This is a genomic window from Nocardioides ochotonae, from assembly GCF_011420305.2.
GTDB classification, from domain to species: Bacteria; Actinomycetota; Actinomycetes; order Propionibacteriales; family Nocardioidaceae; genus Nocardioides; species Nocardioides ochotonae.
On record NZ_CP061769.1, the window covers coordinates 1,591,026 to 1,609,936 of the forward strand.

15 protein-coding genes are annotated in these 18,911 nt (G+C 72.4%); 6 read left to right on the top strand and 9 right to left on the bottom strand.

The features are described 5' to 3' along the window. Positions 1 to 57: 57 nt before the first annotated feature. Genes HBO46_RS07720 through HBO46_RS07730 form a run of 3 tightly spaced genes read right to left on the bottom strand, consistent with a single transcriptional unit; the run spans position 58 to position 2,729 of the window. Positions 58 to 1,257, bottom strand: coding sequence for a CoA transferase (locus HBO46_RS07720; RefSeq protein WP_166139774.1), 1,200 nt, complete (start codon positions 1,255 to 1,257; stop codon positions 58 to 60). Between the two features lie 3 nt (positions 1,258 to 1,260). After that, positions 1,261 to 2,046, bottom strand: coding sequence for an enoyl-CoA hydratase-related protein (locus HBO46_RS07725; RefSeq protein ID WP_166139775.1), 786 nt, complete (start codon positions 2,044 to 2,046; stop codon positions 1,261 to 1,263). Then, positions 2,037 to 2,729 carry a nitroreductase gene (locus tag HBO46_RS07730; protein ID WP_224769434.1) on the bottom strand — a complete coding sequence of 231 codons (693 nt, stop codon included), beginning with the start codon at positions 2,727 to 2,729 and terminating at the stop codon, positions 2,037 to 2,039. Before HBO46_RS07730 ends, HBO46_RS07725 begins: the two co-directional genes overlap by 10 nt. Positions 2,730 to 3,134: 405 nt before the next feature. Here HBO46_RS07730 and HBO46_RS07735 point away from each other — a divergent pair, with 405 nt between their 5' ends. Continuing rightward, the gene (locus HBO46_RS07735; protein ID WP_449866945.1) at positions 3,135 to 4,538 is read left to right on the top strand and encodes an RNA polymerase sigma factor; all 1,404 of its coding nucleotides are present in this window, start codon (positions 3,135 to 3,137) and stop codon (positions 4,536 to 4,538) included. Between the two features lie 151 nt (positions 4,539 to 4,689). Continuing rightward, positions 4,690 to 5,274: a DOMON domain-containing protein gene (locus HBO46_RS07740; protein ID WP_166139778.1), complete on the top strand. Its 585-nt coding sequence runs from the start codon at positions 4,690 to 4,692 to the stop codon at positions 5,272 to 5,274. 76 nt (positions 5,275 to 5,350) lie between these two features. On the opposite strand, the gene HBO46_RS07745 is transcribed toward HBO46_RS07740, so the two are convergent. Next, positions 5,351 to 5,599: a DUF7455 domain-containing protein gene (locus HBO46_RS07745; protein WP_207950356.1), complete on the bottom strand. Its 249-nt coding sequence runs from the start codon at positions 5,597 to 5,599 to the stop codon at positions 5,351 to 5,353. A gap of 258 nt (positions 5,600 to 5,857) precedes the next feature. Here HBO46_RS07745 and HBO46_RS07750 point away from each other — a divergent pair, with 258 nt between their 5' ends. Continuing rightward, positions 5,858 to 8,023 (top strand): DNA gyrase/topoisomerase IV subunit B, encoded by a 2,166-nt coding sequence (locus HBO46_RS07750; RefSeq protein WP_166139780.1) that lies wholly within the window; start codon positions 5,858 to 5,860, stop codon positions 8,021 to 8,023. Positions 8,024 to 8,167: 144 nt separating this feature from the next. Here HBO46_RS07750 and HBO46_RS07755 read toward each other — a convergent pair whose 3' ends face one another. From HBO46_RS07755 to HBO46_RS07770, 4 genes are read right to left on the bottom strand one after another with little or no spacing between them, the layout of a single operon-like run. Then, positions 8,168 to 8,671, bottom strand: coding sequence for a beta-class carbonic anhydrase (locus HBO46_RS07755; RefSeq protein ID WP_224769435.1), 504 nt, complete (start codon positions 8,669 to 8,671; stop codon positions 8,168 to 8,170). 21 nt (positions 8,672 to 8,692) lie between these two features. Beyond that, entirely contained in the window at positions 8,693 to 10,462 is a 1,770-nt protein-coding gene (locus HBO46_RS07760; protein WP_166139781.1) for an MFS transporter, read from the bottom strand. Positions 10,463 to 10,502: 40 nt separating this feature from the next. Next, positions 10,503 to 11,204 (bottom strand): LppX_LprAFG lipoprotein, encoded by a 702-nt coding sequence (locus HBO46_RS07765; RefSeq protein ID WP_166139782.1) that lies wholly within the window; start codon positions 11,202 to 11,204, stop codon positions 10,503 to 10,505. 4 nt (positions 11,205 to 11,208) lie between these two features. Next, a complete protein-coding gene (locus HBO46_RS07770; protein ID WP_166139783.1) occupies positions 11,209 to 13,728 on the bottom strand; it encodes a DNA gyrase/topoisomerase IV subunit A in 2,520 nt (839 codons plus the stop codon). A gap of 97 nt (positions 13,729 to 13,825) precedes the next feature. On the opposite strand from HBO46_RS07770, the gene HBO46_RS07775 reads away from it, so the two are divergent. Genes HBO46_RS07775 through HBO46_RS07785 form a run of 3 tightly spaced genes read left to right on the top strand, consistent with a single transcriptional unit; the run spans position 13,826 to position 18,289 of the window. Then, a complete protein-coding gene (locus HBO46_RS07775; RefSeq protein WP_224769436.1) occupies positions 13,826 to 16,531 on the top strand; it encodes a bifunctional acetate--CoA ligase family protein/GNAT family N-acetyltransferase in 2,706 nt (901 codons plus the stop codon). A 55-nt stretch (positions 16,532 to 16,586) separates the two neighbouring features. Beyond that, positions 16,587 to 17,171: a DUF5998 family protein gene (locus HBO46_RS07780; RefSeq protein ID WP_153322878.1), complete on the top strand. Its 585-nt coding sequence runs from the start codon at positions 16,587 to 16,589 to the stop codon at positions 17,169 to 17,171. Next, complete coding sequence (locus HBO46_RS07785) at positions 17,168 to 18,289, top strand: alkaline phosphatase family protein (RefSeq protein ID WP_166139785.1); 1,122 nt, start codon at positions 17,168 to 17,170, stop codon at positions 18,287 to 18,289. Before HBO46_RS07780 ends, HBO46_RS07785 begins: the two co-directional genes overlap by 4 nt. Here HBO46_RS07785 and HBO46_RS07790 read toward each other — a convergent pair. After that, the gene (locus tag HBO46_RS07790) at positions 18,249 to 18,851 is read right to left on the bottom strand and encodes a hypothetical protein (RefSeq protein WP_166139786.1); all 603 of its coding nucleotides are present in this window, start codon (positions 18,849 to 18,851) and stop codon (positions 18,249 to 18,251) included. The two genes, HBO46_RS07785 and HBO46_RS07790, sit on opposite strands and share 41 nt — an antisense overlap. Positions 18,852 to 18,911: the final 60 nt, after the last annotated feature.

The following is an 18,911-nucleotide window of genomic DNA, read 5'->3' on the forward strand; positions in this document are numbered from 1 at the left end:
TGCTGGCGTCGGTGCGCCGGACCGAGTCGGTGGCTACCGGTGGCAGGGAGCGATCACTCATCGCAGGCCGAAGGACTCGTTGCTCGAGCCGGCGGCCGGCGCCCGGCCCGTGGCCGGTCGGCAGTACGCCGCGGCGACCGGGTGCACCCCCGAGTCGGTCACGACGAGCCAGCCGTCCCGGTGGCGCTCCACCACGTGGGGGACCCCCGGGCCGGCGGCCGCCTCCTGGGCGACGTGGTGCATCGAGACGTCGAGCAGGGCGCTGGTGCGGCCGGCGAGCAGCTCGACGGCGGCGGCCGCCGCACTCACCCCGGTCAGGGGGTCGGCGAGCGCGTCACCCACCGGCCAGTGCTCGGGGGTGTGCAGTCCGGCCCCGAAAGCGACGTCGTCACCGAAGCCGACCGCGTCGCTCGCGCGCCCGCGAGCGGTGATCGAGAGCCACGAGACGCCCGCAGCGACCAGCGCCTCGGCGTCCAGGCCGAGCCGGGCCAGCGCGCGGGGACGGGAGGACTCGATGACGAGGTCGGCCCGGGCGACCAGGTCGCGCATCACCCCGAGCTCCGCCTCGTCGCCGAAGTCGACGCTGATCGCGCGGTGGCCGGCGTGCAGCAGGTCGTAGAAGCCGGCCGGGCCGCTGCGCGCGCCGTCGGGGCGATCGCGGGACTCCACCTTCACCACGTCCGCGCCGCAGCGGCCGAGCAGGTGGGCGCAGAGCGGGCCGGCCCACAGGCTGCTGAGGTCGACGACGAGAGGACGTGGGGGGACCGGGCGGGAGACGCCGGGGGAGCGGAGCACGCCGGCGCGGCCCGCCGGGTGCTCGCCCGCGGAGCGCACCTGGCCGGGCAGGCCGAGCAGTCGCACCCGCGCCTCGACCTCGGCCGAGGTCCGCGCCGCCGCCCACGCCGCGACGGCGGGCCAGGGGTGCTCAGGGTCGACCGAGCCCTCGACCAGCGCCGGCAGCAGGGCCAGGTCGGAGCCGCGGGGCAGGGAGAGGCCGAGCACCCCGTCGTACGTCGGGGTGGTGCGGAAGGCGCCGCCGCAGGAGGTGGGAGCCCGGCGGGCGAGCCCGGCGGCCGCCGCGCGCTCGCCGAGCACGCGTACGTCGGGCAGGTTGGCGTCCGGGTGGACGGCCCTGATCCGGGCGAGGGCGGCGGCCACCGCGCTCGCCGGGCGCCCGGGCGTGACCACCGGAGGGCCGTCCGGTCGACCGGTGAGTGCCATGGCGCCCGAGGCGGCCCACAGGGCGGGCTCGTCCATCGCTCAGCGCGCCCGCCAGACGGGCTCCCGCTTCTCCACGAAGGCGCGCGCGCCCTCGCGGGCGTCCTCGCTGCGCATCACCCGGGTCACCTCGGTGCCGGAGCGCATCCAGTGCTCGGTGTCGGCGACCGCCGTGCCCCGGGTGATCGAGCGGGCGATCCGCTTCGTGGCCTGGACCGCGAGCGGCGCGTTGCGGGCGATCCGCTCGGCGAGCGCGAGCGCCTCCGGGAGCAGCCGCTCGGCCGCGACGACCTGGTTGACCAGCCCCAGGTCGCGTGCCCGGGTGGCCGAGATCCGCTCCCCGGTGAGGAGCAGCTGCATGGCGAGCGGGCGGGGGAGCTGCTCGGCGATCCGGAACGCGCCACCGCCGCCGGCGACCAGGCCGCGCTGCACCTCGGGGAGCGCGAACTCCGCGTGCTCCGCGGCGACGACCAGGTCGCAGGCCAGGACGATCTCCCAGCCCCCGCCGAGCGCGAGTCCGTTGACCGCCGCGACCACCGGCACCGAGATGTCGTGACTGGTGACGCCGGCGAAGCCCCAGGGGTCGCGGACCGGGTCGGGCTCGGTGCGGTAGCCGCCCTCGGCGATCGCGCGCAGGTCGGCGCCCGCCGAGAACGCGCGGTCGCCGGTCCCGGTGACGACCACGGCGCGGACGTCGGGGTCGGTCTCGGCGCGGCGCCAAGCGTCGCCGAGAGCGTCCCAGGTGTCCTGGTCGATGGCGTTGCGGGCCTCCGGGCGGTCGATGGTGACCACCAGCGTGTGGCCGCTCAGCTCGGTGATCACTCCCATGAGTCGAACCCCCGGGCGTCCACCACGTCGGCCAGGTCGGCGCGGGTGGTGCGGAAGTCGTTGACGACGTCGCCCTCGTCGGCGTACCCGAAGCTGACGGCGCAGACCACGTGCCGCTCGTCGGGGAGGTCGAAGAACTCCCGGACCAGCGGCGAGTACGACGCGATCGCCGCCTGGGCGATCGTGGCGACGCCGACGTCGGTGGCCGCCAGCAGGAAGTGCGAGAGCCAGACCCCGGCGTCCACGAGGGCGTACGGGCCGAGGTCACTGTCGACGCTGAGGACCGCCACGTGCGGGGCGTCGAAGAAGGTGAAGTTGCGCCAGGCCTGCGCGAACCGGGCCGCCTTGTCCTCGCGGGCGATGCCCACGCTGTCGTAGAGCGCCAGACCGGACTGGCGGCGCCGTTCGGCGTGGACGCCGGTGTAGGGCCCCGGTGGCGTGACGTCGTACGACGCGGTGGCCTCCGGGATCCGCTCGGCGAGGAAGCGGCGCAGCGCGTCGGTCTGGTCGCCGGCGGTCACGTGCACCTGCCACGGCTGCACGTTGCACCACGACGGCGCGAGCTGCGCGGTCTGGAGCAGCTCGCGGACGAGAGCTGGCTCGACGGAACGGTCGGTGAAGGCCCGGCAGCTGTGCCGGGCGGCGGCCACCTCGGCGACCGATCGGGTGGACAAGGACGGCACGGGCAGCTCCAGGGTCGGGTGCGGGGCCCCACCGTGGCGCGGGGGCGGTCCGACGACGAGGGCGTTCCCGGTCAGTGGGCCCGCGGCGCGCTCACGACGTACGCGTGAGGAACGAGTACGACCCGTCCGGCTCGAGCGGAGGCCTCTCCAACCCCTCCCCATGCCGGCCACCGGCCACCAGGCAGCGCGTCGGCCGACGAGGACCTGCCCAGTGTCAGGGCGGGGTCGCCGGCTGGCTTGCACGTCCCACGACACACGGGGTACAGGGGCTTGAATACTATGAAGTCACCACCCCCGTGGCAGTATGTGACTGCGGCTCTTGACGTTACCGGGCCTTGCCGCGCCCATGAGCCATCCGACGTGAGTAGTTGACGAGAGGTGTTCGTGTCCTCGAACGCGCGAAAGATCCCTGCCGAGGTGCTGGCGCACCCTGCCGTCGTGGCCCTGATCGAGCGTGGGAAGCCCACCGGCACCCTGTCGCCCGAGGATGTCCGCCAGGCCAGTGAGGACGCTGCTGTCGAGCCGCGGCACCTCAAGGCGCTGATGGCCCACCTGAGCTCCGTGGGGATCTCGATCGACCTCGGTGCGGCGAGCAGCCGCGCGGTCGCCGCGACGAGTGCCCGCAAGACCACCACCGCGACGGCCAAGAAGGCGACGGCGAAGAAGGCCGCCGCCAAGAAGGCCGCCGCTCCGGCTGCGAAGGCCGCCACCGCGGCCGCCGTTGCCGCGCCGGTGATCGGGCCCGATGGCAAGAAGATCCTTCCCGACCTGCCCGACGAGCAGTTCGAGAAGGACGTCGCCACCGACCCGACGATCAAGGAGGACGAGAAGGAAGCCGCCTTCGTCGTCTCCGACGCCGACGACGCCGGTGAGCCCGAGCAGCAGGTCATGGTCGCCGGTGCGACCGCCGACCCGGTCAAGGACTACCTCAAGCAGATCGGCAAGGTGCCCCTCCTCAACGCCGAGATGGAGGTCGAGCTCGCCAAGCGGATCGAGGCCGGCCTCTTCTCCGAGGAGAAGCTCGCGAAGGGCGGCAAGATCCGCCCCGCGCTCCAGGAGGAGCTGGAGTGGATCGCCGAGGACGGGCGTCGCGCCAAGAACCACCTCCTCGAGGCCAACCTGCGCCTCGTCGTCTCGCTCGCCAAGCGCTACACCGGCCGCGGCATGCTGTTCCTGGACCTGATCCAGGAGGGCAACCTCGGTCTGATCCGCGCGGTCGAGAAGTTCGACTACACCAAGGGCTACAAGTTCTCGACGTACGCCACGTGGTGGATCCGCCAGGCGATCACGCGCGCGATGGCCGACCAGGCCCGCACCATCCGTATCCCGGTGCACATGGTCGAGGTCATCAACAAGCTCGCCCGCGTGCAGCGCCAGATGCTCCAGGACCTGGGTCGCGAGCCCACGCCGGAGGAGCTGGCCAAGGAGCTCGACATGACCCCCGAGAAGGTCGTCGAGGTCCAGAAGTACGGCCGTGAGCCGATCTCGCTGCACACCCCGCTCGGCGAGGACGGCGACTCCGAGTTCGGCGACCTGATCGAGGACTCCGAGGCGATCGTCCCGGCCGACGCGGTCAGCTTCACCCTGCTCCAGGAGCAGCTGCACGCCGTGCTCGACACGCTCTCCGAGCGAGAGGCCGGCGTGGTCTCGATGCGCTTCGGGCTCACCGACGGTCAGCCCAAGACCCTCGACGAGATCGGCAAGGTCTACGGCGTGACCCGCGAGCGGATCCGCCAGATCGAGTCCAAGACGATGTCGAAGCTGCGCCACCCGTCGCGCTCGCAGGTCCTGCGCGACTACCTCGACTGACCCAGCGCCCCGGCGCACACCCGACGGCCCGTCCCGCACTGCGGGGCGGGCCGTCGTGCGTCGTACGGCGTCGTACGGCGGGCGCATGACGGGCCGGGTGCCGGGGGACCGGTCCGGGAACATCTGTCCCCGACCGGAACGGGAGAGCATCGTGCACACCACTGATGGCAGGACCACTCCGCGACGACGTCGCCGAGGGATCGCCGCGCTCGCGGCGGGAGCCGTCGCCGCGACGGTGCTCGGCACCGCCGCGCCCGCGGCCGCCGAGCGCGGGAGCTACACCGACCCCGCGGACGCCACCGCGTCGCTCAACGACCTGCGCCGCGTGACCGTGGCCCACAACGACGGCCCGCTGCGTCTGCGGGTGCGCGTCACCGACCTGCGTGCGACGAGCGACGGGGGACCCGCGGGTCTGTCCGTCTGGGTCGACACCGACCGCAGCACCCGCGGCCCGGACCTGCGCCTGGGCACCGGCCTGCAGAGCGGGACCGACTACCAGCTGGTCCGCACCACCGGCTGGAAGCCGAGCAGCGAGGTCCTGACCTGCCCGTACTCGGTGCGGCTGCGCCCGGCCAAGGACGTGGTGGACCTGCGGATCTCGCGGCCCTGCTTGGGCGGGGACACCGACGAGGTGCGGGTCGCGGTGCTCATGGACGACCGCTTCGACCCCTCGCACCCGGTGCGGGACTGGCTGGGGGCGCGCCGCTCGTTCACCCCATGGCTCGACCGCGGCTGAGCCACCGGCCCCGGACACGACGAAGGCCCCGGACATCTCGTCCGGGGCCTTCGTCGACGTAGTGGATCTGGGAAGTTCAGCGGTCCTCGCCGGACGTCACCGAGGTGCCGCCGAGCTTGTGGGTCTCGTCGATCACGTTGGCCGCGATCTCCTTGAGCTTGTCGCCGTGCTCGCGTGCGTGGTGAGCACAGAAGAGCAGCTCGCCGCCGGTCTGGAGCTCCACGCGAAGGTAGGCCTGGGCTCCGCAACGGTCACAGCGGTCCGCTGCCGTCAGCGGAGTGCTGGGGGCAAGTGCAGTGGTCACATCGGCCTCATTTCTGATCATTCGGTGTCTTGCTCAACGTAACGGCGGGGACCAAGATTCCCGACGGGACGTGGTGCCGGACACCTCTATCCAACCATGTGTCCGCCGTCACCGCAGAGGGTCCCCCTGCTGGAATGCCATCGTCTGGACCGCGGTGGCCCCCGGTGGCGCTGACCCCGGTGGCGGCGAGTCCCGTCGTTCTTCAGCTGTGCGGTGCAGACGGCCTGGTCGAGCGACCTTCCCCCGTGAAAGGGGTGGTGCCCAACCTAGACCTGTGACATGCCCCCTTCCCGCAGCGTGCCTGCGTCGGAGGTCGGCGTGTCGCAGGTAGATTCGACGCAGCACGCCGTACGGATTTCTCGCCAGCGCAGGAGCCCCACGATCGCCGACAACACCTACAACGCCGCCCACCTTCTGGTCCTCGAGGGCCTCGAGGCGGTCCGCAAGCGACCGGGGATGTACATCGGCTCCACGGACACCCGCGGCCTCATGCACTGCCTGTGGGAGATCATCGACAACGGCGTGGACGAGGCCCTCGGCGGGCACGCGCGCAGCGTCGAGGTCACCCTCCACCCGGACGGCTCCGCGGAGATCCACGACGACGGGCGCGGCATCCCGACCGACAAGGAGCCCAAGACCGGGCTGCCCGGCGTCGAGGTCGTGGCGACCAAGCTGCACGCCGGCGGCAAGTTCGGCGGCGGCTCGTACGTCGCCACCGGCGGCCTGCACGGCGTCGGCCTGTCGGTGGTCAATGCGCTCTCCACGCGCATGGACATCGACGTGCAGCGCTCCCCGGCCGCCCAGGGGATCTCGTTCCGCCGCGGCGTGCCCGGTGTGTTCGCGACCGAGGGTCCGGACGCCGAGTTCGAGCCGCGCTCGGGGCTGACCCGCAAGGGCGCCCGCGTCCCCAAGGGTCGCAGCGGCACCACCATCCGGTTCTGGCCGGACCGCCAGATCTTCACCAAGGACGCCACCTGGGTCTTCGACGAGCTCGTCGCCCGGGCCCGGCAGACCTCCTTCATCGTCCCCGGGCTCGAGCTGGTCATCCGCGACCTGCGCGGCCCGGAGATGGTCGAGGAGAAGTTCCGCCACGACGGCGGCATCGCGGAGTTCGCCGAGTTCCTCGCCGCCGACGAGCCGGTGACCGACGTGCTGCGCCTGCAGGGCGCCGGCACCTTCACCGAGACCGTGCCGCTGCTCGACGACAAGGGCCACATGACGCCCCAGGAGGTCGAGCGCGAGCTGCAGGTGGACGTGGCCGTGCGCTGGGGCACGGGCTACGAGACCCAGGTGCGCTCCTTCGTCAACGTCATCGCCACCCCGAAGGGCGGCACGCACGTGTCGGGCTTCGAGCAGGCGGCGACCCGCACCTTCAACGACGCCATGAAGGCCGCCAAGGTGCTCAAGGTCAACGACGACGACGTCACCAAGGACGACGTGCTCGAGGGCATGACCGCGGTCGTGACCGTGCGCCTCGCCGAGCCGCAGTTCGAGGGCCAGACCAAGGAGATCCTCGGCACTCCTGCGGCCCGCAGCGTGGTGCGCAAGGTGGTCGCCGCGGAGCTCAAGGAGTTCCTGACCTCGACCAAGCGCCACGAGAAGGCCCAGGCCCGCCTGGTCATGGAGAAGGTCCTCGGCGCCGCCAAGACCCGGATCGCCGCCCGTCAGCACAAGGAGACCCAGCGCCGCAAGAACGCGCTGGAGTCCTCGACGCTGCCGGCCAAGCTCGCCGACTGCCGCTCCACCGACAACGACCGCACCGAGCTGTTCATCGTCGAGGGTGACTCCGCGCTCGGCACGGCCAAGCTCGCGCGCAACTCGGGGTTCCAGGCGCTGCTGCCGATCCGCGGCAAGATCCTCAACGTGCAGAAGGCCTCGGTCGGCGACATGCTGAAGAACGCCGAGTGCGCCTCGATCATCCAGGTGGTGGGCGCGGGCTCGGGTCGCAGCTTCGACCTCGACGCACGGCGCTACGGCCGGATCATCTTCATGGCCGACGCCGACTCCGACGGCGCGCACATCCGCTGCCTGCTGGCGACGCTGTTCTTCAAGTACATGCCCGACCTGATCCGCGAGGGCCGGGTCTACTCGGCGGTGCCGCCGCTGCACCGCATCGAGCTGTCCAACCCGAAGAAGGGCATGGACAAGTACGTCTACACCTATTCCGACGACGAGCTCCAGCGCAAGCTCGCCGAGCTGAAGAAGAAGAACGTGCGCTGGAAGGACCCGGTGCAGCGCTACAAGGGTCTCGGCGAGATGGACGCCGACCAGCTCGCGGAGACCACGATGGACCCGCGGCGCCGTACGCTGCGCCGCATCACCATCGACGACGCCGACGCCGCGACCAACGTCTTCGAGCTGCTGATGGGCTCCGAGGTCGCCCCGCGCAAGGAGTTCATCGTGCAGGGCGCCTACGAGGTGGACGTCGAGACGCTCGACGCCTGACGGGCTGGCCCCGGGGTCGGTGGCCCGGGTGTGCGCGTAACTCGGCGATTGCTGGGAAAAGCACCGGCCTTGAGAGGTGCTCTTCCCAGCAATTGCGCGATCGTGTGCGCACCCCCCCGGGCGGGGAGGAAGTGCCCGAGGGGCTCAGACGATCTGGTCGAGGAGCCCGGTGTCGACGTCGTAGATGAACCCGCCCACGAGGACGCGCTCGGGGATCAGCGGGTGGCTGCGGACCTTGCGGACGTCCATCTCCAGGGTGCGGCGCTGGTCCTCGACCACGTGGAAGCGGTGCCAGGTGGCGTCGGTGCCGGCGGACTCGGAGACGCGCGCGGCGATCTCCTCCTCGGAGTTCGAGGCGACGGCGCAGCGGGTGTGGGGGACCACGAGCACGCGCTGCACGTTCAGCAGGTGTGCGCCCAGGACGATGGCCTCCATCGCAGCCTCGGTCACGCGGCCGCCGGGGTTGCGGAAGATCTTGGCGTCGCCCGGCTCGAGGCCGAGCATCCCGAGGGGGTCGATGCGCGAGTCCATGCAGGTGACGATGGCGATCCCGGCCTTCGCGATGCCGTCGAAGCCGCTGTAGCGGAAGTCCGAGGCGAAGTCACGGTTCGCAGCGAGCAGGTCAGCGAATTCGTTGTCGTTGTCCACGATGAGCAAGATATCGGGAGCTCAGCCCGCCGAACGCAGCAGGTCGCTGGGCGGAAGCGCCCGCGTCGCGGCGCCGCGGAACAGCGCCAGGGCGAGCACAGCCGCGACCACGGCGCACCCCGCCGCGCCCAGGAACACCGTCTGCTCCTGGGCCACCCCGGCCTCGCGCAGCAGGTCGGAGTACGCCGGGCACCGGCTGGCGCCCTCGCAGACCTCGCGGACCGTAGGGAGGTCGCCGTGTTCGGCGTAGTAGGCGCGCAGTCCGAGCGTGGTCAGCGCCGAGATGCCGACGAGCATGCCGACCATCCGGGCCACCACGACCAGCGCGCTGGCCACCCCGTGCACCGCCTGGGCGGTGCTCGCCAGGACGGCGGCGTTCACCGGTGCCAGCGCCAGGCCGAACCCGAGCCCGGTCAGCACCAGCGGCACGTTGGCGGACAGGTGCTCGAGCGCGTCGGCCTCCCAGGTGCTCATCCAGCCGAAGCCGACCGCGGCCAGGCCCATCCCCGCGGCGGTCACGACGCCGGCGCTCACCCGGCGGGTCAGGAACCCGCCGAGGACGGCGCCGACCGGCAGCGCCACCAGGAACCGCACCAATACGAGCGCGGCGAGCAGCTGGGAGTCGCGGTGCACCGTCGAGCGGGCGAACAGCGGGATGTCGATGAGCGCCGCGATCAGGGCTGCGCCCACGAAGAAGCTCACCACCACCGCGCCCCAGGCCGGTACGGCGCGCAGCGCGCCACGCGGCACGATCGGGTCCGCGGCGCGGCGTACGTGCCAGACGAAGGCGCCGGCGGCGAGCGCGGCGCCGAGCAGGTACCACAGCCCCTGGTCGGAGAAGACCTCGATCCTGGGGTCGGCGGTGGCGAAGGCGAGCACCACCCCGCCCAGCGCGACGGAGAGGTACAGCGCTCCGACCAGATCGGCCTCCCGGGCGCTGCGGGCCCAGCCGCGCAGGTCCACGAGCGGCCGGCGTGCGGTGAGGCAGCGCGCGACCAGCAGCACGAGCGCCGCGATCGCGACCAGCCCGACCGGGGTCAGCCAGCGGCCGCTGCCGACGACCGGGATGAACAGCTGTCCCCAGGTCAGGTCGCGCAGCAGCGGCGGCGGCAGGGTGAACACGAGCCCCGCGCTGAGCAGCAGCACCAGGGCCAGTCCCAGCCCCGGCCAGTCGAAGCGGGCCCGCGGGGAGTCGGTGAATGCGGGTCCGTCGGCCGTGGAGCGGGCGCCGCGAGCCGCGGCCCGGACGGCGAGGGCGAGCACGACGCCCACCAGCAGGTTGACCGCGAAGATCACCCGCCAGTCATCGGCGAGCGCCATCACCACGGCGCCGAACAGCGGTCCCAGCACGCTGCCGATCTCCTGCACGGCCGAGACCACACCGAGCGGCACCCCGCGGCGGTGGGCGGGGTAGAGGTCCGCCACCAGCGCCAGCGTCGCGGGCACCAGCCCGCCGCCGCCCACGCCCTGGAGGAACCGGCCGCCCACCATCGAGGTCATGTCGTAGGCGAAGGTGGTGATCAGCGAACCGATGGCGAAGAGCACCAGCGCCGCGACCAGCACCGGCACCCGGCCGCGCAGGTCGGCGATCCGCCCGATCAGCGGGAGCATCGCGACGTACCCGAGCAGGAAGCCGGACACGATCGGCGCCGAGCGCTGGAGCTCCTCCGGCGAGATCCCGACCGACCCGCTCATCTCCGGCAGCACCAGGACCACGACGTAGGTGTCGGCGGCGGCGAAGGCCACCGCGACCGAGGCGAGCGCGAGGAGGAGGCGTGGGCTGCTCAGCACCCGGGGCCTCCGGCCTCCGAGTGCTGCCGGCAGACGGGGGTCACGGGGCGGTGATGTCCTGGCTGGTGCCGTAGTCGCTGAACCCGATCGTGTAGGTCATCGACTCCGAGTCGGGGTAGAAGACCCCGGTCAGCACCATCTCGCGCAGCTCGCCGTCGTCGGAGACGGTGTACGTCGCGTCGAAGTCGCCCGACGCGCTCGCGATGAAGTTCTCCACCGCGGAGCCGGGCAGGGTGCCGGTGTACTCGGTCAGCACGTCGCGGTTGTCGGTCCCGCCGCGGACCTGCTCGCCCTGCTCGAGGTCGGTGGTGGCCGGTAGCAGCGAGGAGAAGCCGGTCTCGGGGCTCATCAGCGCGGCCGGGTCGGGCGCGCCGTACTCGCCGGGGTCGATGTCGGACCAGCCGGTGCTCAGCGGGAGCTGGGCGTAGACCACGTCGTCGACCGCGACGATCGGCACGTCGGGCTCGAACCCGGCGTAGCGGACCTTGATGGTCCCCTCGAACGCCGGCGCAGGCGTGCCGACGCCCTCGGCGCCGATCAGGCCCTCCAGCCCCTCGGGGAGGTCGTCGGTGTGCAGGGTGATCCGCACGCCACTGGTCTCGTCGAAGGTCTCCTTGGCCTCGGCCAGGACCTCCTCGGGCGAGGAGTCCCCGCCGGAGCCGTCGTCGCCGGAGCACGCGCTCGCGGTCAGGGCCAGGACGAGCGCGGCGACGAGAGCAGGGGCGCGGAGGGATCGGCGCATGCGCTCAGCCTTCCACAGGGTCGGGTGCCGGGCCGTCGGTCCCGTCGGCAGGCCCGGCAGGCTCATCGGGAACGCCGAGACGCGCCGCGACCGGCCCGGCGCACGCGGCGATCGGCTGGCTGACCGGCACCCCGGAGCCGTCGCGTCGCCCGGTGGCGTCCGGCAGGTCGACCGGCGTACCGCTGTCGGAGGTCGCACGCGCCGGGCCGACCCCGGCCCAGGCGAAGACCAGGGCGTCCTCGCCCTTGAGGAAGCGGTGGCAGCGCACGCCGCCGGTCGCGCGGCCCTTGGGCGGGTACTCCGCGAACGGCGCCACCTTCACCGCGCCGGCCTCGGTGCCGGGCAGGGCGGTCGAGGAGCCCGAGGCGGTGACCAGGACGGCCTCGGTGGGCTCGAAGGCGCCGAAGAACACCACCCGGTCGCCCTGGCCGAGCCGGATGCCGGCCACGCCGCCGCCGGTGCGGCCCTGCGGACGGACGGCGTCGGCGCCGAACTGGAGCAGCTGGGCCTGCGCGGTGACGAAGCAGAGCGTCTCCTCGCCGGTGCTGAGCTCGACCGCGCCGACGACCTCGTCGCCGTCCGCGAGCCGGATCACCTCCCAGTCGTCGCGGTTGAGGACCTCGGGGTTGACCCGCTTGACCACGCCCTGGCGGGTGCCGAGCGCGAGGCCGGGGCCCTCGGTGGCCAGGGAGCACAGCGCCAGGGCGCGCTCACCCTGGTCGAGGGCGAGCATGTCCTGCAGCGGGATGCCGCCCTGGAGGTTCGGCTCGTTGGCCGAGGCGGGCAGTGCGGGCAGGTCGAGCACGCCGAGGCGCAGCACCCGCCCCTTCGAGGTGAGCACGCCGATCTCGCCGCGCACCGAGGTGCGCACCGCGGAGATGATCACGTCGTGGTTGCTGCGGCCCCCGCCGCTGCCGACGGCCTGGTCGTTGTTGGTGCGGGCGAGCCGCCCGTCGGCGCCGAGGAAGGCGAAGCACGGGTCGTCGGCGACCTCCAGCGGCCCGACGGCTGCCTTCGGGTCGCTGCCGGAGGACTCCAGCAGCACGGTGCGCCGCGGCGTGCCGTAGGTCTTGGCGACCTCGGCGAGCTCGTCGGAGACGACCCGGCGCAGCTGGGCCTCGTCGCCCAGGATCGCGTCGAGCTCCTCGATGGTGCGGCGCAGGTCCTCAGCCTCCTTCTCCACCTCGAGCTTGGAGAAGCGGGTCAGGCGGCGCAGCTGCATCTCCAGGATGTAGCTGGCCTGGGCCTCGCTGAGGTCGAAGACCTGCATCAGGCGGGTGCGGGCCTGCTCGGCGCTGTCGCTCGCCCGGATCAGCGCGATCACCTCGTCGATGTCGAGGATCGCGATCAGCAGCCCCTCGAGGAGGTGGAGGCGGTCGGCGGCCTTCCCGCGCCGGAACACCGAGCGGCGGCGTACGACGGTGAAGCGGTGCTCGAGGAAGACCTCGAGCATCTCCTTCAGGCCCATCGTGCGCGGCTGCCCCTCGACGAGGGCGACGTTGTTGACGCCGAAGGAGTCCTCCATCGGGGTCTGCTTGTACAGCTGCTCGAGGATGGCCTCGGGGTGGAAGCCGTTCTTGACCTCGATGACGAGCTGGAGGCCGTTCTCGCGGTCGGTGAGGTCCTTGAGGTCGGCGATGCCGAGCAGCTTCTTGGCCTGGACCTGGGTCTTGATCCGGTCCATCACCTTCTCGGTGCCCACGCCGTAGGGCAGCTCGGTCACCACGATGCCCTTGCGGCGCCCGATGGTCTCGATGCGCGCGGTGGCGCGCATCTTGAACACGCCGCGCCCGGTCTCGTAGGCGTCGCGGATGCCGCTGAGGCCGACGATCTTGCCGCCGGTGGGCAGGTCCGGACCCGGGATGAAGCGCATCAGGTCCTCGAGGGAGGCCCGCGGGGTCTTGATCAGGTGGCGCAGCGCCTGGACGACCTCGATCAGGTTGTGCGGCGCCATGTTGGTGGCCATGCCCACGGCGATGCCGGTGGTGCCGTTGACGACCAGGTTGGGGATCGCCGCCGGCAGCACCGACGGCTCGAGCTCGCGGCTGTCGTAGTTGGGACGGAAGTCGACGGTGTCCTCGTCGATCGACTCGGTCATCGCGACGGCTGCGGGCGCCATCCGGGCCTCGGTGTAACGCATCGCGGCGGGGGAGTCGTCGGGGGAGCCGAAGTTGCCGTGCCCGTCGATGAACGGCACGCGCATCGACCACGGCTGCGCCATGCGCACCATCGCGTCGTAGATCGCGCTGTCGCCGTGCGGGTGCAGGCGACCCATCACCTCGCCGACGACGCGGGCGCTCTTGACGTGACCGCGGTCGGGAAGCAGCCGCATGTCGTTCATCGTGTAGAGGATGCGCCGCTGCACCGGCTTGAGGCCGTCGCGCGCGTCGGGCAGCGCCCGGGAGTAGATGACGGAGTAGGCGTACTCGAGGAAGGAGGACTCCATCTCCTGCTGGATGTCGGTGTCGAGGATGTGCTCCTCGAAGTCATCGGGGAGCTCAGGGGTCTTCGAACGCCGTGCCATGCGGCCCATTGTCCCCGGTGAGTGCGCGCAGCGTGCTCGTGGCTCGCCGGTGAGCAGCAGCGACCTGATCACCACGGGTGGCGGTACATTCGCCCCTGTGACCGAGCAGGACGACGTGCCCCACGCCCCGGCCCACTGGGAGGCCGACGTCCTCCTGCGGGACGGGCGCACCGCCCACATCCGTCCGATCGGTCCCGACGACGCCGATCTGCTGGTCGACTTCTACGACAAGCGGGTCTCCGACCAGTCGAAGTACTACCGATTCTTCTCACCGATGCCGCACCTCTCCGAGCGCGACGTCCGGCGCTTCACCCACGTCGACCACGTCGACCGGGTGGCCTTCGTGCTGACCCTGTCGGGCCAGATGATCGCGGTCGGCCGCTTCGACGTGGTCCGCCCCGGCGAGGCCGAGGTCGCGTTCCTGGTCGAGGACCGCCACCAGGGCCGCGGCATCGCCCAGGTCCTGCTCGAGCACCTCGCCCAGGCCGCCCGCGAGCGCGGCGTGGAGAAGTTCGTCGCCGAGGTGCTGCCCGACAACAGCCGGATGATCCAGACCTTCCGCGACGCCGGCTATCGGGTCGCCAGCGAGTACGAGGACGGTGTGCTCGCCCTCGAGTTCTCCATCGAGCCCACCGAGACGGCCATCGGGGTGATGCTCAACCGCGAGCACCAGGCCGAGGCCGCCTCGATCCACCGGTTCGTCAACCCGCGCTCGGTCGCGGTCATCGGCGCCAGCCGGCGCCAGGACACCATCGGCCAGGCGCTGGTGCGCAACCTGGTCACCGGCGACTTCACCGGTCGCGTGTACGCCGTGAACCCGAGCGCCGCCGCGGTGTCCGGCCTCCCGGCGTACAAGAGCGTGATGGAGATCCCCGACGAGGTCGACGTGGCGATCGTCGCGGTGCCGGCCGAGGCGGTGCAGGACGTCGTGCTCGACTGCGCGGCCAAGGGCATCCACGGCCTGGTCGTGATCTCGGCGGGCTTCGCCGAGACCGGCGAGGAGGGCCGTCAGCGCCAGCGCCGCCTGGTGGGGCTCTCGCGTTCCTACGGCCTGCGCCTCATCGGCCCCAACGCGCTCGGCATCATCAACACCGACCCCAACGTCTCGATCAACGCCTCGCTGTCGCCGCTGATGCCGCCGCGCGGTCGCGCCGGGTTCTTCTGCCAGTCCGGCGCGCTGGGCTCGGCGATCCTGGAGAAGGTCAACAACCGTGGTCTGGGCCTCTCGACCTTCGTGAGCGCGGGCAACCGCGCCGACGTCTCCGGCAACGACCTCCTGCAGTACTGGGAGGAGGACGACACCACCGAGGTCGTGCTGCTCTACCTGGAGTCGATCGGCAACCCGCGCAAGTTCTCCCGGATCGCGCGCCGGGTCTCGCTGCGCAAGCCGATCATCGCGGTGCGCTCGGGTCGTACGACGCAGGGCGTGCCGATGGGCCACACGGTGCGCCGCATCGCCGCGCCCCCGCAGGCCGTCGACGCGATGTTCCGCCAGGCCGGCGTGATCCAGGTGGAGTCGCTGGAGGAGATGTTCGACGTCGCCCAGCTGGTGGCCCACCAGCCGCTGCCGCGCGGTCGCCGGGTTGCGATCGTCGGCAACTCCGACGCCCTCGGCCTGCTGGCCGCCGACGCCGCGGCCGCCGTCGGCCTGGTGGTCAACCGGTCGGTGGCGCTGAGCGCCGAGCCGAGCGCCGAGGAGTTCGAGGACGCCCTCGACGAGGCGATCGACGACCCCGAGGTCGACGCGGTGATCGCTGTCTACATCCCGCCCCTCAACATCTCCGGCGAGGGCGTGGCCAACGTGCTGGCCGCCGTCGGTGAGCAGTCCGACAAGCCCCTCGTCTCCTCCTTCCTCGGCGCCGAGGGCGTCCCCGAGCTGCTGCGCGTGCCCGACGTCGCGGGCTCGACCGCGGGCCGTGGCTCGGTCCCGTCGTACCCCGCCGTCGAGGCCGCGGTCCGCGCGCTGGCCCACGTCGTCGACTACGCCCTGTGGCTGCGCACCCCCGAGGGCCCGGCGCCCGTCGACGACGAGGTGGACCGCCCGGCCGCCAAGCGGCTGGTCAACCAGGTGCTGCACCGCCACCCCGACGGCACCGACCTCGCCCAGCCCGAGCTCACCGAGCTGCTCGGCGCCTACGGCGTGCAGCTGTGGAGCAGCCGGCCGGTCACCACCCTCGAGGAGGCGCTGTCCGCGGGGGAGGACCTGGAGTGGGACGTGGTGCTCAAGGCCACCGCCGACCACCTGCGCGAGCGCCCCGACCTGGCGCACGTGTGGCGCAACATCGAAGGCCCCACCGAGATGCGCAGCGCTTGGGCGTCGCTGACCGCGATGATCAGCGACCCCGGCAAGGCGGGCTTCGTGGTGCAGAAGAACGCCCGCCCCGGCGTGCCCATCGCGATCCGCAGCATCGAGGACCCGCTCTTCGGGCCGGTGGTGTCCTTCGGCATCTCGGGACCGCTGATCGAGCTGCTGGCCGACAAGTCCTACCGGATCCCGCCGCTGGGCCCGCACGACGCGGCCAGCATGGTGCGCGAGATCAAGTCCTCCCCGATGCTCTTCGGCTACCGCGGCAGCGAGGTCGTGGACGTCGAGGAGGTGGAGCGGCTGATCCGCCGGGTCGCGCAGCTGCAGAACGACCTCCCGCAGGTGCGCGCGCTCGAGCTGTCGCTGGTCCTCGCGGGCGCCCACGGCGCCACCGTGCTGACCGCCGCGGCCCGTGTCGAGCCGGTCGCCGACCCGCGCTCGGACTGGTTCGTACGCCGACTCCCGTCGCTGCCCGGCGACACGCTCCCGGCCGGCTGAGCCAGCTCCGCCGACCGGCACACGCGGCGCAGTGGTTGCGTGACACACTTCTCCCATGCGTAGCAGGACCGACGACCGTGATCGCACGGTGGAGCTGAGGGCGGCCATCGACCGCACCGGGTACTACCCCGAGGTCGTGGCCGACGGGGTCGACGCCGCGGTGGCGGGGGAGCCTGTGGTGGCGTACTTCGTGCACCACGAGCCGACCTTCGACCACGACGAGGTGCGCCGTCACCTCAGCGTGGTGGTGCTGACCCCGACCCGGCTGGTGCTCGCGCACACCGACGAGCACGCCGGCGACGACCTGCTGCCCGAGCCCTACACCTCCACCTCGACCGAGGCGGTGCGCCTCTCGGCCGTGAAGTCGGTGGTGGTGACCCGGATGATCGCGAACCCGACCAGCGGGCCCTCGTTCCCCGCCGAGGCCAACATGACCATCGGCTGGGGCGGCGTGGGTCGCGTCGACCTCGAGCCCGCGGGCTGCAGCGACCCGCAGTGCGACGCCGACCACGGCTACACCGGTGTGCTCGCCTCCGACGACTTCTCGATCCGCGTCTCGGCCGCCGCCGACGGACCGGCGGCGGTCGAGCGGCTGCTCGCCTTCGCGGAGTCGCTCTCGGCGCGGACCCACACGGCGTGAGCTTCGTCCCGCCCGCCTACGGCCAGCGCTCGCTGGCCGACGTCGTGCCGGCGGTCGGGGTGGCGCTCGGCGCGCGGCTGCCGGACCGGGCCGTGCCCAGTGGCCTGGTCCTGCCGGACGCCGGGGCGTACGTCGTGTTCCTCATCGACGGCCTCGGCGCCAACCTGCTGAGCCGCTACGCCCACGCCGCGCCGTACCTGTCCTCGCTGCTCACGCACAGCGAGCCCGGCACCGCGGGGGTCCCGTCGACGACCGCCACCAGCCTCACCTCCCTCGGCACCGGCCTGCCGCCGGGGGCCCACGGGCTCGTGGGGTTCACCTCCCGGGTGCCCGGCACCGGCAAGCTGCTCAACGCGCTGGCCTGGGACTCCTCGGTCGACCCGGTCGAGTGGCAGCCGCACCCGACGGCGTTCGCGTTGCTCCAGGCCCAGGGCGTCTCGGTCACCGTCGTCAACAAGCGCGACTTCGCCGACAGTGGGCTGACACGCGTCGCGCACCGCGGCGTCGACTTCGTCGGCGCCGACAAGGTCGGCGAGCGGATCGCCGCCGCCGTCACCGCCACCCGGGAGCGGCCCTCGCTCACCTACCTCTACGACGGCGACCTGGACTGGACCGGTCACCGCTACGGGGTCTCCTCCAGCCAGTGGCTCCAGCAGCTGTCCATCATCGACTCCGAGGTCGAGCAGCTGCGCGACGCGCTGCCGCACGACATCCGGGTGGTGGTCGTGGCCGACCACGGCATGATCGACTCCCCGCCGCAGAGCCGCATCGACGTCGACGAGCAGCTCGAGCTGCGTGACGGCGTCGCCCTGCTCGGCGGCGAGGCCCGCTTCCGGCACCTGTACTGCCACAGCGGCGCCGTCGACGACGTCGTCGCGACCTGGACCGACGTCCTGGGGGACCGCGCCGAGGTGCTGACCCGCGACGACGCCATCCGGCGCGGCTGGTTCGGGCCGGTCCGCGGGCCCGTGCTACCCCGCCTCGGCGACGTCCTGGTCGCCGGGCGCGGCGACCACGCGATCTTCTCCTCCCACGACTTCGCCTACGAGACGACGCTGGTGGGCCTGCACGGCTCGCTCACGCCCGACGAGATGCTGGTGCCGATCCTCGTCGACTGAGGCTCGAGGGCTGCACCAGTGCGGCACCGACGAGCAGCAGCACGCCCAGGATCACGATGGACGTCGCGGTGAACGGCGGCGCGTCCGAGGACGGCAGCAGCCAGAGCGGCTCGTAGTCGCCCGCCCCCGTGCAGCGGATCGCGGCGTCGTCGCCGGAGTGGCCGTAGAGGGCGATCGCGGCGACCGGCACCCCGTCCACGACGCGGGTGCCGAAGGTGGTGAGGTCCTCCGGCTGCGCGGGCAGGTCCAGACCACTCACGGGCACGCAGCCGACCTCCTCGGTGGTGGGTGTGCGGCGCGGATCGTCCACCTGTGCGTAGAGCACCCAGGGGCTCTGGAAGAAGCGCGTCGAGGGCACCTCCGTCACCGAGTCCGCGGCGAGCTGGACGGGCGGCGGCGCGTCCGCGCGCCCGGCGGACAGCCCGAACACGAGCGTTCCCAGCCCCACGACCAGCAGGATCAGGCCCGCGACCTGCCGGCGCCGCCGGGTGACGGCGGAGTTCTGCAGGCGTCGGGACCTCGCACCCTGCGCGCTGCGCAGGCGCGCGAGCGAGTTCCTCACTGACCCTCCTCAGGGTGCGGCACGGGCACGTCCGTGCCGGCGCGGTCGACGGTGGCACGC